This is a genomic window from Streptomyces xylophagus, from assembly GCF_000716435.1.
In the GTDB taxonomy this organism is placed as follows: Bacteria; Actinomycetota; Actinomycetes; order Streptomycetales; family Streptomycetaceae; genus Streptomyces; species Streptomyces xylophagus.
This window is the reverse complement of the sequence record NZ_JNWO01000007.1, coordinates 916,554-929,594: the sequence shown is the minus strand read 5'-3', so window position 1 is coordinate 929,594 and position 13,041 is coordinate 916,554. Positions and strand designations below refer to the sequence as shown.

Annotated in this window: 10 protein-coding genes; 7 read left to right on the top strand and 3 right to left on the bottom strand. The window is 68.0% G+C overall.

Going from position 1 to position 13,041, the window contains the following annotated elements:
* The first annotated feature begins 3 nt into the window (after positions 1-3).
* The 7 genes from OO70_RS19075 (at position 4) to OO70_RS19045 (ending at position 7,975) form a co-directional block, all read left to right on the top strand.
* A complete protein-coding gene (locus tag OO70_RS19075; RefSeq protein ID WP_043672044.1) occupies positions 4-1,320 on the top strand; it encodes an ABC transporter substrate-binding protein in 1,317 nt (438 codons plus the stop codon).
* A gap of 8 nt (positions 1,321-1,328) precedes the next feature.
* Positions 1,329-2,324: a carbohydrate ABC transporter permease gene (locus OO70_RS19070; RefSeq protein WP_106971699.1), complete on the top strand. Its 996-nt coding sequence runs from the start codon at positions 1,329-1,331 to the stop codon at positions 2,322-2,324.
* 22 nt (positions 2,325-2,346) lie between these two features.
* Complete coding sequence (locus OO70_RS19065; protein WP_043672038.1) at positions 2,347-3,186, top strand: carbohydrate ABC transporter permease; 840 nt, start codon at positions 2,347-2,349, stop codon at positions 3,184-3,186.
* 38 nt (positions 3,187-3,224) lie between these two features.
* Positions 3,225-4,583, top strand: a complete 1,359-nt coding sequence (locus OO70_RS19060) for a GH1 family beta-glucosidase (protein ID WP_043672036.1) — start codon at positions 3,225-3,227, stop codon at positions 4,581-4,583.
* Positions 4,584-4,737: 154 nt separating this feature from the next.
* Complete coding sequence (locus OO70_RS19055) at positions 4,738-6,612, top strand: discoidin domain-containing protein (protein WP_043672033.1); 1,875 nt, start codon at positions 4,738-4,740, stop codon at positions 6,610-6,612.
* A 95-nt stretch (positions 6,613-6,707) separates the two neighbouring features.
* Entirely contained in the window at positions 6,708-7,547 is an 840-nt protein-coding gene (locus OO70_RS19050) for an alpha/beta fold hydrolase (protein ID WP_043672030.1), read from the top strand.
* Positions 7,548-7,579: 32 nt separating this feature from the next.
* Positions 7,580-7,975 carry a hypothetical protein gene (locus OO70_RS19045; RefSeq protein ID WP_043672027.1) on the top strand — a complete coding sequence of 132 codons (396 nt, stop codon included), beginning with the start codon at positions 7,580-7,582 and terminating at the stop codon, positions 7,973-7,975.
* Positions 7,976-7,989: 14 nt separating this feature from the next.
* On the opposite strand, the gene OO70_RS55370 is transcribed toward OO70_RS19045, so the two are convergent.
* The 3 genes from OO70_RS55370 to OO70_RS19030 form a co-directional block, all read right to left on the bottom strand.
* The gene (locus OO70_RS55370) at positions 7,990-11,169 is read right to left on the bottom strand and encodes a type ISP restriction/modification enzyme (RefSeq protein ID WP_234336866.1); all 3,180 of its coding nucleotides are present in this window, start codon (positions 11,167-11,169) and stop codon (positions 7,990-7,992) included.
* A gap of 377 nt (positions 11,170-11,546) precedes the next feature.
* Positions 11,547-11,939 carry an SCO5389 family protein gene (locus tag OO70_RS19035; protein ID WP_043672020.1) on the bottom strand — a complete coding sequence of 131 codons (393 nt, stop codon included), beginning with the start codon at positions 11,937-11,939 and terminating at the stop codon, positions 11,547-11,549.
* A gap of 49 nt (positions 11,940-11,988) precedes the next feature.
* Entirely contained in the window at positions 11,989-12,945 is a 957-nt protein-coding gene (locus OO70_RS19030) for an ATP-binding protein (protein ID WP_043672017.1), read from the bottom strand.
* Positions 12,946-13,041 lie beyond the last annotated feature (96 nt).

The window sequence follows — 13,041 nt, the reverse complement described above, 5'->3', positions numbered from 1 at the left end:
AGCATGCGCAGCATCCGAGCCGCGGCCGTAGGCGCCGTCACCATGTCACTCGCCCTAGCGGCCACGGCCTGCGGAGGCGGTTCGTCGACGGGCGGGGGGTCCAACGACTCGCCCAAGACGCTGACCTACTGGGCCTCCAACCAGGGCGCCAGCATCGCGATCGACAAGAAGGTCCTCCAGCCGGAACTCGACAAGTTCAAGAAGCAGACCGGCATCACGGTGAAGCTGGAGGTCGTGCCCTGGTCCGACCTGCTCAACCGCATCCTCACGGCGACGACTTCGGGCCAGGGCCCCGACGTCCTGAACATCGGCAACACCTGGAGCGCCTCCCTTCAGGCCACCGGCGCCTTCCTGCCGTGGAACGCGGCCAACTTCGCGAAGATCGGCGGCAAGGACCGCTTCGTGGACTCCGCGCTCGGCTCCACCGGCGCCACGGGCAAGGACCCGGCCGCCGTCCCGCTGTACTCGATGGCGTACGCGCTCTACTACAACAAGCAGATCTTCGCCGACGCGGGCATCTCCCAACCCCCCGCCACCTGGGCCGAGTTGGTCGCCGACGGCAAGAAGATCCAGGCGAAGGGCAAGCAGGTGCTCGGCGCCGAGGGCGCCAACGTCTCGGAGAACATCCACCACACCTTCGTCTTCGCCAAGCAGCACGGCGCCGACTTCTTCACCGCCGACGGCAAGGCCGACTTCACCAACGACGGTGTCGTGGCCGCCGTCAAGCAGTACGTCGACCTGATGGCCAAGGACAAGGTCATCCCGGTCGGCAACGCCGAGTACGCGCAGAACCAGTCCGTCAGCGACTTCGCCAAGGGCAAGACGGCGATGCTGATGTGGCAGTCCGCGTCCGCCAACCTCAAGTCGCAGGGCATGAGCGACAGCGCCTACGGCATCGCCCCGATACCCGTGCAGTCCGGCACCCCGGGCACCGGCGCGCAGGTCGATTCGATGGTGGCCGGCATCAACCTGGCCGTCTTCAAGAACACGGACAACTTGGACGGTTCCACCAAGTTCGTGAAGTTCATGACGAGCGACGCCGAGCAGAAGATCCTCAACACCGCCTACAGCTCCATCCCGCCGGTGAAGGCCGCGCAGGAGGACACGGCGTTCAACACCCCGGCGAACTCCGTCCTGAAGAACACCCTCGCGACCAGCGCCGCCGCGCTGCCGCAGGTCGCCGACGAGTCCCAGTTCGAGACGGCGGTCGGCACGGCCGTCAAGGACCTGTTCGCCGACGCCGCCGCCGGACGCGCGGTCACGACCGCGTCCGTCAAGGCGGAGCTCGAAAAGGCCCAGCAGCAGATGCCGGCGAAGTGAGTGCGACTGTGACGAGCACTGTCACCCCGGAGGCCGCCGTGCGGAAGAACCCTTCCGACCCGGCGGCCCCCGGCCCGCGCCGGCGGCGCGGCGAACGGATCCGCCGTATCGGACTGCCGTACCTGCTGCTCCTGCCCGCCCTGATCCTCGAACTCCTGGTCCACCTGGTGCCGATGGTGATCGGCATCGTCATGAGCTTCAAGGAGCTCACCCAGTTCTACATCCGCGACTGGGGCACCGCGCCCTGGTCCGGCTTCGACAACTACAAGGTCTCGGTGGATTTCAGCGCCCCGGTCGGCAAGGCGCTCCTCCACTCCTTCTTCGTCACCGTGGGCTTCACCCTGCTGTCGGTCGGCTTCTGCTGGCTGATCGGCACGGTCGCCGCGATCTACATGCAGGACGAGTTCCGCGGCCGTGGCTTCCTGAGAGCGCTCTTTCTCATCCCGTACGCGCTGCCGGTCTACGCGGCCGTCATCACCTGGGTGTTCATGTTCCAGCACGACAACGGCCTGGTGAACCACGTCCTGCACGACCAGCTGCACCTCACGGACAAGCCGTCGTTCTGGCTGATCGGCGACAACAGCTTCTACGCGCTGTTGATCGTCTCGGTGTGGAAGGGCTGGCCGTTCGCCTTCCTGATCGTCATGGCCGGCCTGCAGAACATCCCCAAGGAGTTGTACGAGGCGGCCTCGATCGACGGCGCAGGACGCCTGCAGCAGATCCGCCGCATCACCCTGCCGTCGCTGCGCCCGGTCAACCAGGTGCTGGTCCTCGTCCTGTTCCTCTGGACGTTCAACGACTTCAACACGCCGTACGTCCTGTTCGGCAGGGCGGCCCCCGAGGCCGCGGACCTCATCTCGGTCCACATCTACCAAGCCTCGTTCGTCACCTGGAACTTCGGCACGGGCTCGGCGATGTCGGTCCTGCTGCTCCTGTTCCTGCTCGTCGTCACCGGCGTGTACCTGGTGCTCACCTCACGCGGACGGAGGTCGGCCGATGTCTAGTTCCTCTCTGACCAGGTCGCCGATGGCCCCGCCCCGCTCCTTCCTCTGGTCGCGGCGGATCTTCCTCACCCTGCTCGCTGGCTTCGTCCTGGTGCCGGTGTACGTCATGCTCTCCAGCTCCCTGAAACCGCTCTCGGACGTCACGGGCAAGTTCCGCTGGCTGCCGAGCGGTTTGACGATCCGCCCGTACATCGACATCTGGTCGACGGTCCCGCTCGCGAAGTACTTCGTGAACTCGCTGATCGTGTCCGTCGCCGCGACGGTCTGCTCGGTGGTGATCGCGGTCTTCGCCGCGTACGCCGTCAGCCGCTACGAGTTCCGCGGCAAACGCGTCTTCACGGTCACCGTGCTGTCCACCCAGATGTTCCCCGGCATCCTCTTCCTCCTCCCTCTGTTCCTCCTCTACGTCAACATCGGCAACGCCACGGGCATCGCCCTGTTCGGCTCGCGCGGCGGCCTGATCCTGACGTATCTGACCTTCTCCCTACCCTTCTCCATCTGGATGCTGATCGGGTACTTCGACTCCGTGCCGAAGGACCTGGACGAGGCCGCCCTGGTGGACGGCTGCGGTCCGCTCGGCGCGCTGCTGCGGGTCGTCGTACCGGCCGCGATCCCCGGCATCGTCGCGGTCGCCGTCTACGCCTTCATGACCGCGTGGGGCGAGGTCCTCTTCGCCTCCGTGATGACCAACGACGCCACCCGCACGCTGGCCGTCGGACTGCAGGGCTACTCCACGCTCAACGACGTGTACTGGAACCAGATCATGGCCGCCTCGCTGGTCGTCAGCGTGCCCGTGGTCGCCGGCTTCCTGCTGCTGCAGCGCTATCTCGTCGCCGGGCTGACGGCGGGCGCCGTCAAGTGACCGACCCGACCAACTCCGCTGACCGTAAAGGGACTTCAGTGACCATCGACTTCGCCGCGCTCCCGCACGACTTCCTGTGGGGCACGGCCACCGCGGCGTACCAGATCGAGGGAGCCGTCGCCGAGGACGGACGCGCGCCGTCGATCTGGGACACCTTCTCGCACACCCCCGGAAAGATCGACAACGACGACAACGGCGACGTCGCCTGCGACCACTACCACCGCTGGCGCGAGGACATCGGCCTGATGCGCCAACTCGGCGCCAACGCCTACCGGTTGTCGATCGCCTGGCCCCGGGTGATCCCCGGCGGCGACGGCCCGGTGAACCCCAAGGGCCTCGCCTTCTACGACGAGTTGGTGGACGGACTCCTTGAGGCGGGCATCACCCCCTCCGTCACCCTCTACCACTGGGACCTGCCCCAGGCGCTCCAGGACCGGGGCGGCTGGCCCGAGCGGGCGACCGCCGAGCACTTCGCCGCGTACGCCTCGGTCGTCGCCGAACGCCTCGGCGACCGCGTCACCCACTGGACGACCCTCAACGAGCCCTCTTGCTCGGCCTGGATCGGCCACCTCGAAGGCAAGATGGCCCCGGGTTGGACCGATCTAACGGCGGCCGTCCGCGCTTCCTACCACCTGCTGCTCGGCCACGGCCTCGCGGCGCAGGCGATCCGAGCCGCCTCCCCGTCCGCCCAGGTCGGCATCGTCAACAACCTCTCCACGGTGTACCCCGCGAGCGACCGCGACGAGGACGTCCAGGCTGCCCGCCGGCAGGACGGTCACGTCAACCGCTGGTGGCTCGACCCGGTCCACGGCCGCGGCTTCCCGGCCGACATGGTCGAGACGTACGGCGTCGAACTCCCCGAGCAGCCGGACGACTTGGCGACGATCGCGGCGCCCTTGGACTGGCTCGGCCTGAACTACTACTTCCCGGCGACCGTCGCCGACGCCCCCGACGGCCCGGCCCCCTACACCCGCGCCGTGCGCCGCCTCGGCGTCCCGCGCACCGGCATGGACTGGGAGATCGACGCGTCCGGCATCGAGACCCTGCTGCTCCGCCTCACCGAGGAGTACGACCCGCGCCGGATCTACGTCACCGAGAACGGCTCCGCGTTCCCTGACGTCGTCCGCCCCGACGGCACCGTCGACGACCCGGAACGCCAGGACTACCTGGTCCAGCACCTCGCCGCCTGCGCCTCGGCCGCCCGCAGGGGCGCCCCGCTGGCCGGCTACTTCGCCTGGTCGCTGCTCGACAACTTCGAGTGGGCGTACGGCTACGAGAAGCGGTTCGGACTGGTCCACGTGGACTACGAGACCCAGGTCCGCACGATCAAGGGCACCGGCCGCCGGTACGCGGACATCATCCGCGACCACCGCAGCCGGGCGCGGCGCGCGGCCTGACCGAGACCGCCCCGGTGGGTGAGGGCGGGGGAGCCCGCATCCACCGGGGCACCATCAGTCCCATCAGCATCAGCAACCCCATGAATGTCATGCGCACGACAACAAGATCGGCACCTTCATCGCCCTCTCCACCACCTCCTTCAAGGAGACCCGCATGCCATCCCGCACGCTCCTCACAGCCCTCGCCACGCTCACCACCGCGGCCCTGCTGTCCACGGGCCCCGCCCTCGCCGCCCCCGCCCCGCAGGTCGCGGCGGCCGCGACCTGGGACACCGACCGCGCGGCCGCCGCCTACGCCGCGAACCCGGCCGCCGTCACCGCCTCCGGCAGCGAGAACGCCGGCACTACCCCGGGCCTCGCCTTCGACGGCGACGGAGCCACCCGCTGGTCCAGCAACTTCGCCGACGACGCCTGGATCCGCCTCGACCTCGGCACCACCCTCCGCGTCGACCGCGTCACCCTCGACTGGGAGGCGGCCTACGGCAAGAGATACGTCCTGGAGATCTCGAAGAACGGCACCGACTGGACCCCCTTCTACACGGAGACGGCGGGCACCGGCGGCTCGATCACCACGAGCACGTACCCCCAGGAGGTGACGGGCCGTTACGTCCGCCTGCGCGGCCTCGAACGCGCCACGCCCTACGGCTACTCGCTCTACTCCTTCAAGGTCTACGGCGGCGAACCGGCCCCCGCGTCCACGACCCGCACCAACCTCGCCCTGAACCACCCCGCGTACTCCAACTACTACCAGCACAACGGCAATTCACCGGCCTACGTCACCGACGGCGGCTGGCCCGCCAACCTCAAGGACGACGCGACCCGTTGGTCCAGCGACTGGAACGCCGACCGCTGGGTCTCGGTCGACCTGGGCGCGACCTCGACGATCGACACGGTCGACTTCTACTGGGAATCGGCGTACGCCGTCGACTACTTGCTCCAGGTCTCGGACGACAACACCACCTGGCGCACGGTCTACGAACCCTCGGCCGCCGACATCGCCGCCCGCCGGGCGAACATCCAGGCCCCCGCCGACGCGACGGGCCGCCATGACACGGTGACCCTGCCCCAACCGGTCACCGGCCGCTACGTCCGCATGCTCGGCAAGGAACGCCGCTCCTTCTACAACCCGGCCCCCTACACGGCCCAATTCGGTTACTCGCTCTACGAGTTCCAGGTCTGGGGCACCGGCGGCAACGCGTCCGCCGCCTACCCGGCCCTCCCCGGCGACCAGTCGGGCACGTACCAGACCACGTTCTTCGACGACTTCACGTCGGCGGCCCTGGACCGCTCCAAATGGCGGGTCGTGCGCACCGGCACGGAAATGGGCTCGGTCAACGGAGAGTCCCAGGCATACGTCGACTCGACGGACAACGTCCGCACGCAGAACGGCGAGTTGATCCTCGCGGCGAAGTACTGCAAGGGCTGCACGCAGGCGGGCGGTGGTACGTACGACTTCACGTCGGGCCGCATCGACACCAACACGAAGTTCGACTTCACGTACGGCAAGGTCAGCGCCCGCATGAAGCTCCCGGTCGGCGACGGATTCTGGCCGGCTTTCTGGCTGCTGGGCAGCAACGTGGATGACCCGTCCGTGTCCTGGCCGGCCTCCGGCGAGACCGACATCATGGAGAACATCGGCTACTCCAACTGGACGAGCACCTCGCTGCACGGCCCCGGCTACTCGGCGGACGGCAACATCGGCGCCCGCCAGACCTTCCCGAACGCCGGCACCATCGACCAGTGGCACACGTACGCCGTCGAATGGACCCCGACCGCGATGCGCTTCTACGTCGACGACAACCTCGTCCAGGAGACCACCCGCAACAAACTCGAATCGACCCGAGGCCAATGGGTCTACGACCACAACCAGTACGTCATCCTCAACCTCGCCCTGGGCGGCGCATACCCGGCCGGCTGGAACCAGGTGACGACGCCGTACTGGGGCCTGCCGCAGTCGAGCGTCGACAAGGTCGCGGCCGGGGGAGTGCAGGCGGAGGTGGACTGGGTGCGGGTCGAACAGAAGAAGTGACAGCTGGGCCGGTCCGGAGCGCGGCACCGGACCGGCCCGTTCGGCGGGGGGCAATGCGGTTGCCGCCCGCCCGGCCCCCTGACACGCTCACGCCCATGCCGACCTTCTCCGCCCCCGACGGAACCCGCCTCGCTTATCACGCATCGAGCGACGGGCCGCCCCTGATCTGTCTCCCCGGCGGACCGATGCGCGACTCTGCCTACCTCGGCACCCTCGGCGGCCTGACCGCCCACCACGATCTGATCCGGCTGGACCTGCGCGGCACGGGCGCGTCGGAGGTGCCGAGGGACCCGGCGTCGTACCGCTGCGACCGCCTGGTGGACGACGTCGAGGCACTTCGCGAGCACCTGGGTCTCGACCGGATGGACCTGCTCGCCCACTCGGCCGGCGCGAACCTGGCCGCGCTGTACACGGCCCGCCACCCGCACCGCGTGTCCCGGCTGGCCCTGATCACCCCCAGCGTCTACGCGGTCGGCATCCGGATCTCCGCCGAGGACCGCCTGGCGGTGGCACGACTGCGCGGGTCCGAACCGTGGTTCGGACCCGCGTTCACCGCCCTGGAGGAGATCACCGCCGGCCGTGCGACCCCCGACTCCTGGCAGGCCATCTCGCCCTTCGCGCACGCCCGTTGGGACGAGGCGGCACGTGCCTTCGACGAGGCCGACGCGAAGGAGAAGAACGCGGAGGCCGCGACCGCCTACGCCGCCGAAGGCGCCTTCGACCCGGCCGAGACCCGCGCGGCGCTGGCCGACTTCACGTCCCCGGTGCTGGTGCTCGCCGGGGAGTTCGACATTTCGGGGCCGCCGCGCGCGATGGCGGAGTACGCGGAACTGTTCCCGAACGCGCAGTTGGAGATCCAACCAGGTGCCGGGCACATGCCGTGGTTGGACGACGCGGAACGGTTCCTTGTCGCCGTCGGGGCCTTGCTGACATAGGGGACACCGGGCTCTGTGCTAGGTATGACGCCATGCCGCTTCCGCATTTCGAGCTCAGTAGTTCCCAGTACAGGATTCTGGCCGAAGCGTCGCTCCGACCCCTTCCCGATCCTGCGAACGACGAGGCAGCCCAACAGGAGTGGATCGTCAGGGAGTTGGATCCGGAAGGGGTTCAGTCCGAGGTGTCGGAGCTGGTTTTCCTCGGGCTCGTCGTTCGAGAGGGCAGCGCTCTGGCCCTGACCGCGCTGGGATCGGCTGTGCATCACCGCGCCGGTCATGAGGCCGCCGAGGAGCGACTGGCCGCTGTGGCGCGGCTTGCCGAGGCGATGGAGGACGCGAATCCTCGGCTGGCCCGTACCGTTCGGCAACTGGTGCAGGGAAGCATCTCGCTCGGGGAGGCGCTGGCCCGAGCGGCCAGGAGAGAGTGAGAGGTGAGCGGGCGTCAGCCATGGTCGGCCCCCGACGCGAACAGCGTGCCTTCCTGGTGGTGCCGGGCCTTCCGTGCCGAGGGTGGGACGGGAAGAATTCCCGCCGTGGTCAGATCGGCGACCGTCACCATGTTTCCGGCCAGAACGTCGGTGAGCAACGCGCTCTGCGCGGGTGCCAGATCGGTGAGACGACGCAGGGCGGAGAGAAGCTCGATCAGATCGGTCGTCCACTCGTGCGGCCAGCTCTCGACATGGATGTCGTCCAGGGGGCTGGTCTTCTTGCTGGTGGGAGATGCCTTGCGGTAGCCGAACCACTTGTTCACGATCCCCATACCGCCGACGTCGTATCCCCAGACGGCCTCGGGCACCGGTGAGAAGGCGGCCTCGCCGACGTACAGCGTCTGGACTTCGGCGTCGTAGCTGATCCGGGCCGGGAGCTGCTCACCGATGTGGCTCAGATACTTCACCTGCCGCTCGTCCCCAGGGACGTATTCGACGTTTCGGGGCCGTGCGAGCGACGGAGCCGTACCGCGCTCTCCGTACGTGGATGCCCAAAGTACTGCGCGGCCGAGTGCGACTCCCCGTTCCCACAGTTCCCGTTCCCGAGTGAGCGGGAGACGTACGCCCGGGGTGAGCAGTTCCTCGGTGAAGTGTTCGGTGAAAGCCCTGTGGCCGGCGACGGCGACCGTGTACGCCGCGAGATCGTGGACGGTGACCCGCTCCATGTCCAGGACACGGGCGAGATACGGCAGGAGCCCGGCGGGAGTGTTCGCGGAGGCGTCGGGATGGAGGAGCGGCAGGACCCGGCCGCCGCGGCCGTTGAAGTGGTGCGTGTCGGGGAGCAGGTGCGTCGCCACCACGGCCGGTCCGGAGTCGATCGCGTGGGACGACTGCTGGTTGAGGAAGATCTGACCCGGCTGGAGGGAAGCCCACAGATCAGGGCGGGGGCGGTCGAGGACGCGACTGTCGGCGATCAGAAATTGACGATCGAAGCTCCGGAGCCCGATCTGTATCAGCTCCGGTGTGGAGACGGTTTCCCGACCTATGGGGAGCGCGGAGGCGCCATGTCCCGGCAGCGGATCTCGTCTGTCCGCCAACGTACGGCCATCTGTCTCCTTGAACAGCTTGGCCTTCTCAACGGGGTCGGTCTCCCGGACCATCCGGGCCCATCGGCGACGTAACGTCTCGACCGAGGGAGAGCTCACCCAGGAGCGATTCGATGTAATCCCCAGGCTGCCCCAGGGAAACAGGTCGGCCAGTTCGGGGAACGAGCCCCAACCCGAGTGCGTGGCCGGTGTGAACGGTAGTGGGCTCTCGGCGTGAGTGTCCCGCCAGCCCTCGTCGTCCAGGCGGACGTCCTTGATCTGACGGAACTTGTCGGCGCGTCGGCCGGTCACCTCTCGATAGTGGACGAGGGCCTGGTGCTTCGGCCCACGTACCGCGTCCGCTCTGCGGACGAAGATGTGAATCGCCAGGGGCTGTGCGACGCCGGGGAAGACCCGGTTGGGGACCGGCGCCCGCAGACCTTCGGGCGACAGGTTGATGATCCAGCCTTCGTCGCACGTCCGGCGCAGGTAGTCGCGCATACCGCGTCCACCCGGCCCGGTGGCCCACCCCGACGGGGTGATCAGGCAGACGACTCCGTGCCGGTCCTCGGGATGTGCGTCGAAGACCTTCCAGGTCGCCCAGCGCCAGAAGTACACGTACATGTTTTTGAGCACGTGCTCGTAGCGCCCGTTGTCCGGGTAGCGGAAGGCGTCGAGAAGCGGAGGTTCCTGGCCGGACGGACGCTTCTCCACCCAGCCGCCACGGTCTTCCGCCTTGTCGTCGTAGGGAGGGTTGGTGACGACCGCGGTCACGGGTGTGCGTGCCTTGATGCGGTTGGCGCGTCGGCGGGAGTCGGCGAGGGCACCGTAGGTGGAGGCCAGGTACTCCTCCTCCACGAAGGGGTTGTCCAGGGTGTCCGTGACGAAGAAGCTCAGGCCGTTCCGCGGAAGTGGCGCTCCGTAACGCTTGAGCAGGTCGGACGCGCGGAGTTCGGCGACCGCGAAAGGGCCCATTTGGAGCTCGAACCCGAACAGTCTGGTGGCGAGCCGGGAGATCGCGTCGCGGGCCATCGCCGGGCCATGACGCTCCGTTGCCTGCTCGGCCACCCGCTCGATGATGGTGTGGAGGAACGTGCCGGTGCCCATGGCGGGATCGATGATCTTCACCTCGTCCGCGCCGAATCCGTCCTCCTGGCCGAGCCGGGTGCGCACGACGTCCTCGGTGAGTCGGACCATCTCCTCCACGATCTCGTGCGGTGTGTAGTACGAGCCGCTCTGCTGGCGCAGCTCCGGGTCGTAGACCGTGAGGAAGTGCTCGTAGAGATGGAGGTACGCGTCGCGGTTGCCCGCTCGAATGACCTCCCAGTCCACATGCGCGATGCTGCGGGTCAGCAGGTCGAGCGTGACGGTGAAGCGTTCGTTGATGTTGTCCGTGAGCAGTTGGAGCGCTTTGCCGATGAGGGCGTGGTCCGCGTCGAGCCGACGGCCGATCTCGTGAAAGGAGTTGGGCTCCAGCGGGATGTGCTCGGTGTGGGCCAGCAAGAGGGCGAAGGTGATGCTTTGGGCGTATCCGTCGGCGAAGGTCGCGTCGTCGGCGGTGGGAAAGAGTAATCGCCGCCAGTCGTTCCTGAGGCCGGTGAACGGGCGGGCGCGTACGTCGTCGTCGGGAGCGGACGACCGCGCCTCGAAGCCCAGTTGCTCCAGAACCGTGGAACGAAGCAGTCGGCAGAGGGGTGCTATGTGCTGAACGAGGCGCGAGACCTGGGTGATCCTCGGCGGGGTCCAACGCAGGAACTGTTTCAGCAGAGCGTCGAATGCGGTGGGGTTGTCGAGCGAGAGCCTCTCGCCCGCGCTGTGGAGCGTGCCTCGGAAGAAGACGGTCTCCCCGACCTGCTCGCCATGGCGGAACAACCGCCACTCGGTCCCGTTCGAGTAGAGGAGGTTGGGCAGATCCTGGAGCTTCTCCCATTGCTCGCGGTTGTGCCGGGAAAACGTCTCCGGGTCCACGGACAGTCCGGGTTTCTTCAGTTCGACATAGCCCGTGATGTCATTGTTCGCGCGCACCGCGTAGTCCGGGCGTACCCCCAGGTCGGGGAGACGGTATTCGTCGTGCCAGGTCACATCGTGGAACTGGTGACGCTCGCCCACGGTTTTCAGCAACACCTCGAGTGGAGCCCGTATGGCCGACTCCTGACCGCCACCGCCGGACAGTTTCCGTCGGCACTCCCGACCGAAATCCGCCACGGCCCTGCGTAACCAGCCGTACTCGTCATCAGGCATGTTCCCCCCGAATGAGAATCGCCCCAGCCGACTCGTTCCGGGGCGCACCGCATGCAAGTCAGTACGTCAAATGCGCTGTGCCTGACTGATCGTGACGGACCGTATCCGGTGTGTCCATCCCCCGGGCCGAGAGTTCGCGGCCCAGCGCGCCGCTCCTCTGAAGTGCGAACGGCCTCGGTGAGGACCTGATCCGTCTACTCGACGCGACGGGCGTCGAGTAGACGGTCTGACGGCGGGGAGCTGTATCAGCAGTCCCTGAACTCCGGCGACTGATTCAGCACCTGCGACCGCACCGAAGTGAACCGCGCATACGTCTCCCCGCCCAACGCCCCCGGCCGGAACGCCGCCACCCGGTGGCAGTTCTGGAAAGCCAGCGCCACCCCGAAGTGGCGCTCCAGGCTGCCCCGGATCGCGTCGCTGGCGAGGGCACGGAGGAGTTGGCCGCGCTCCTTCTCGGACGGGGGCGGGGTCTGGTTGTCGGTGAAGTCGGCTGTGGTGTCGCGGAGTTCGGTCGCGAGGCCGGCGATGAGGTCGTAGGCGTAGGGCAGGGACGTGCGGACCGTGTCCACGAAGTCCGCCTCGCGGATGTCACCGTTCTCGGCTTCGGCGAGGAGCTTCGGGGAGACGTCGAGAGACATGAAAAGGGGTGTCCTGTCGGGTAGTTGGTGAGTGGTGGGGAGATGGAGATCAAGGCTGTGGTGTCGGGCCCGGCACGTACTCCGGGTCCACCTGTGCCGCCAGGTCCAGGCCCGTCGCCCTGTCCGCCCACGCCCGCGCGTTGCGGAGGTGGAAGTCGACGGCGTGGCGGTGCAGGGTCGGCCAGTCACGGGGGTGGGCGTCCACGGCATCGCGGAGGACGTTCAGGGCGTGGCGGTTGTGCGGCTCCAGCGCGTCCAAGTCGAGCGGCCCGCGGCCCTGTTCGGCCGCGCGTACCCCGGGGGAGTGGACCAGGTGGGTGAGGAGGTCGTCGCCCACCTCCTCCTTGAGGAAGAGCAGGTCGTCCTCGCCGGTCACCTTGTTGCCGATGACGGCGACGCGGATGCCGAACTCCCGCGCGTGGTCGCGGTATTGGCGATAGACGGAGACGCCCTTGCGGGTGGGTTCGGCCACCAGGAACGTCAGGTCGAAGCGGGTGAAGAGGCCGGAGGCGAAGGCGTCGGCGCCGGCCGTCATGTCGACCACGACGTATTCGCCGGGGCCGTCGAGCAGGTGGTTCAAGTACAGCTCCACCGCGCCGAGTTTGGAGTGGTAGCAGGCCACCCCGAGGTCGCTCTCCTCGAACTCGCCCGTCGCCATCAGCGGTACGTCACCCGCACGGACCACATGACGGGCGTGCACCTCGTCGTCGCCGAGCAGGCGCAGCAGGCGTGAACCGCGCCCCGGCGGGGTGGTCTTGATCATGGCCTCGGGGGAGGGGATGCGCGGGTTGGTGCCGCGCAGGTGGTCCTTCAGCTCGGTCAGGTGGGCGGCCAGGGGTGGGGCGGTGACCGGTTCGGTGTCGGGGGACAGCGCCTCGGCCAGGTGCTGGTTGATGTCGCCGTCGACGGCGAGCACGGGGGCGCCGGAGCCGGCCAGATGGCGGGCGAACAGGGCCGACAGCGTGGTCTTGCCGCTGCCACCCTTCCCGACGAACGCGACGCGCACTACCGGTCCGCCGCAATCGCAGTTTTGAAAATGAATGTCATGTGGCTAGGTTTTAGGGGTCGGCCGCAGGGCTGTCAAATCGGGAGCGGCCATCGG

Excerpts from the sequence above, each read along its gene's own strand:
- OO70_RS19055 (WP_043672033.1), top strand. The coding sequence starts at position 4,738 with ATGCCATCCCGCACGCTCCTCACAGCCCTCGCCACGCTCACCACCGCG.
- OO70_RS19045 (WP_043672027.1), top strand. The coding sequence starts at position 7,580 with ATGCCGCTTCCGCATTTCGAGCTCAGTAGTTCCCAGTACAGGATTCTG.
- OO70_RS19065 (WP_043672038.1), top strand. The coding sequence starts at position 2,347 with ATGGCCCCGCCCCGCTCCTTCCTCTGGTCGCGGCGGATCTTCCTCACC.
- OO70_RS19035 (WP_043672020.1), bottom strand. The coding sequence starts at position 11,939 with ATGTCTCTCGACGTCTCCCCGAAGCTCCTCGCCGAAGCCGAGAACGGT.
- OO70_RS19075 (WP_043672044.1), top strand. The coding sequence starts at position 4 with ATGCGCAGCATCCGAGCCGCGGCCGTAGGCGCCGTCACCATGTCACTC.
- OO70_RS19050 (WP_043672030.1), top strand. The coding sequence starts at position 6,708 with ATGCCGACCTTCTCCGCCCCCGACGGAACCCGCCTCGCTTATCACGCA.